Source organism: uncultured Eubacterium sp., assembly GCF_934525195.1.
In the GTDB taxonomy this organism is placed as follows: domain Bacteria; phylum Bacillota; class Clostridia; order Oscillospirales; family Acutalibacteraceae; genus Eubacterium_R.
In genome coordinates, this window is record NZ_CAKSZA010000015.1 from 1 (window position 1) to 1,633 (window position 1,633).

The window sequence follows — 1,633 nt, forward strand, 5'->3', positions numbered from 1 at the left end:
ACTAAGCAAGCGGTTAAATAAATTTTTTATTGTTTGTGTTTAGCAGCCCATTCGGCTCGAGCCTGGTTTAAGGAAATTCCTAACTCTCCGCCATCGAAATCCGGCTCTAGTTCCAACACGGCATCATCAATCCAGCCACATACCTTGCAGCCTAAGAAGCAGCAATCAAGTGGATTTGCACTACGTCTCGTAAATTCATATTGACCACAAACAGGACATAAGTGTTTCATTTTTTATTTCCCTCCGCCTTTCTACACCTTTCATAATAGCCAGTCTTATCATCGGAAAGCGTACTCCCGTAAAGCTCCATTTCCTGTTTGGCAATACTTTCGCGAAGTTCCTCTAAAGTTAAATTCATGATTTCTTCCGAAATAACCGGCGGAGAATCATCAATCATCAACTCTCTTTTCTTTTTCTGCTTTTCCACGATAATTAACCTCTTCAACAACAATATCGCTAATGCTTGCTATCTTCTGCAACGCTATTACCTGTGCGTCATATTCATTATATTCACTCAATCTTTGAACCATTCATGATATCTTGCCATTTACAAGCCAAAGCACATCGCTCACTAATTGGAGCGTTCTCATCATTTTCATCACCGAGTTCTTCAAGCTCAATATCTACCATTTTGTCAAAAATTGCTTCTTGTCCTTCCGGCGATAAATTATATGCTTCTTGAATAGTCATGCCGGTTTCTCGTTCAAAGAATTCGATTAGTTTTTGTAGCATTTTTAGCCTCCGATAATAACGCTCTGAATGAAATCTTAAAGAATATCAGCTTGTCAAATTCATAGCCATATATGGGGTTTTCGAATATTGCACGAATTTGCTACATCATGTCAAAATCCCTCATAGGTTACTCCTCAACTATTTCAAAATAGCTGGCTGGAACATAATAAGTTTCATCCATATCTGTATTAATTTGATACCATTTTCTCTTTTTAGGCCCCTTAATAGCAACATCGAGCACATCATAAATTTTTCCCTGTGTACCAAAGGGGAAATCACTTTCAGCTATCCATTTTACCTTCATTCAACCACCTACTGACCATAGAATAAATAGATAATTCTCTGAATTAATATTATATCTTTCCGAAGTATTTTTCAAGGGGTTTTCTTTAGTTTAGGATGTCTTTCAAAATTTAACCATGATATGTTCTTTTATATAAAAAGTGTTATAATATAAGTAGCAGTATTACCACTACCGGTTTCGGACGTATACTGAGGGCTGATTTCATCAGCATGACGTTTAGTGGTTACTGCTTCTTTTTTTGTTCAACACGGTCTTGATTGCAAACTGCTTTTTAGCATTGCTTGACACCTTGAAGTAAATCTGCTACACTAACCGCAGAAGGAACATTGTTATGCTGATTAGCATCCGTTTGAGGCGCTATGGCAGGCAGTGTTCTTTCTTATATTACGTATTCTCTACAAATCACATTAAAACTGATAATACAACTGTTCTTACAAATTGACTCTCTATTGCACTGCTCTATAACAACAACGCAGAATGTACTCATCTTCTCAGTACATTCTGCGTTTTACTTTACAAGCTCAAAAAGTTTTTCAAAATCGTCCGTCCCTGCGGCGTCATAATCGACTCCGGATGGAACTGCACACCATACACCGG

General features: G+C 37.6%; 6 protein-coding genes. All 6 read right to left on the minus strand.

Annotation, left to right across the window (positions count from 1 at the left end):
* Window positions 1-26 precede the first annotated feature (26 nt).
* The 6 genes from Q0E03_RS09045 to Q0E03_RS09070 all read right to left on the minus strand — a co-directional run bounded on the left by Q0E03_RS09045 (window position 27) and on the right by Q0E03_RS09070 (window position 1,630).
* Window positions 27-230 (minus strand): CPCC family cysteine-rich protein, encoded by a 204-nt coding sequence (locus tag Q0E03_RS09045; RefSeq protein WP_293692712.1) that lies wholly within the window; start codon window positions 228-230, stop codon window positions 27-29.
* On the minus strand, window positions 227-427 hold the full coding sequence (locus tag Q0E03_RS09050; protein WP_297131939.1) for a hypothetical protein: 201 nt from the start codon (window positions 425-427) through the stop codon (window positions 227-229). Before Q0E03_RS09050 ends, Q0E03_RS09045 begins: the two co-directional genes overlap by 4 nt.
* Window positions 390-518 carry a hypothetical protein gene (locus Q0E03_RS09055; RefSeq protein WP_297131942.1) on the minus strand — a complete coding sequence of 43 codons (129 nt, stop codon included), beginning with the start codon at window positions 516-518 and terminating at the stop codon, window positions 390-392. Before Q0E03_RS09055 ends, Q0E03_RS09050 begins: the two co-directional genes overlap by 38 nt.
* A complete protein-coding gene (locus Q0E03_RS09060) occupies window positions 511-732 on the minus strand; it encodes a hypothetical protein (protein ID WP_297131946.1) in 222 nt (73 codons plus the stop codon). The genes Q0E03_RS09055 and Q0E03_RS09060 overlap by 8 nt, the downstream gene beginning before the upstream one ends.
* Window positions 733-859: 127 nt before the next feature.
* The gene (locus Q0E03_RS09065) at window positions 860-1,036 is read right to left on the minus strand and encodes a hypothetical protein (protein WP_293692709.1); all 177 of its coding nucleotides are present in this window, start codon (window positions 1,034-1,036) and stop codon (window positions 860-862) included.
* Window positions 1,037-1,549: 513 nt separating this feature from the next.
* Entirely contained in the window at window positions 1,550-1,630 is an 81-nt protein-coding gene (locus Q0E03_RS09070; protein ID WP_367270264.1) for a glutamine amidotransferase-related protein, read from the minus strand.
* Window positions 1,631-1,633 lie beyond the last annotated feature (3 nt).

Coding starts and splice junctions, on each gene's coding strand:
- Q0E03_RS09045 (WP_293692712.1), bottom strand. CDS start 230: ATGAAACACTTATGTCCTGTTTGTGGTCAATATGAATTTACGAGACGT.
- Q0E03_RS09060 (WP_297131946.1), bottom strand. CDS start 732: ATGCTACAAAAACTAATCGAATTCTTTGAACGAGAAACCGGCATGACT.
- Q0E03_RS09065 (WP_293692709.1), bottom strand. CDS start 1,036: ATGAAGGTAAAATGGATAGCTGAAAGTGATTTCCCCTTTGGTACACAG.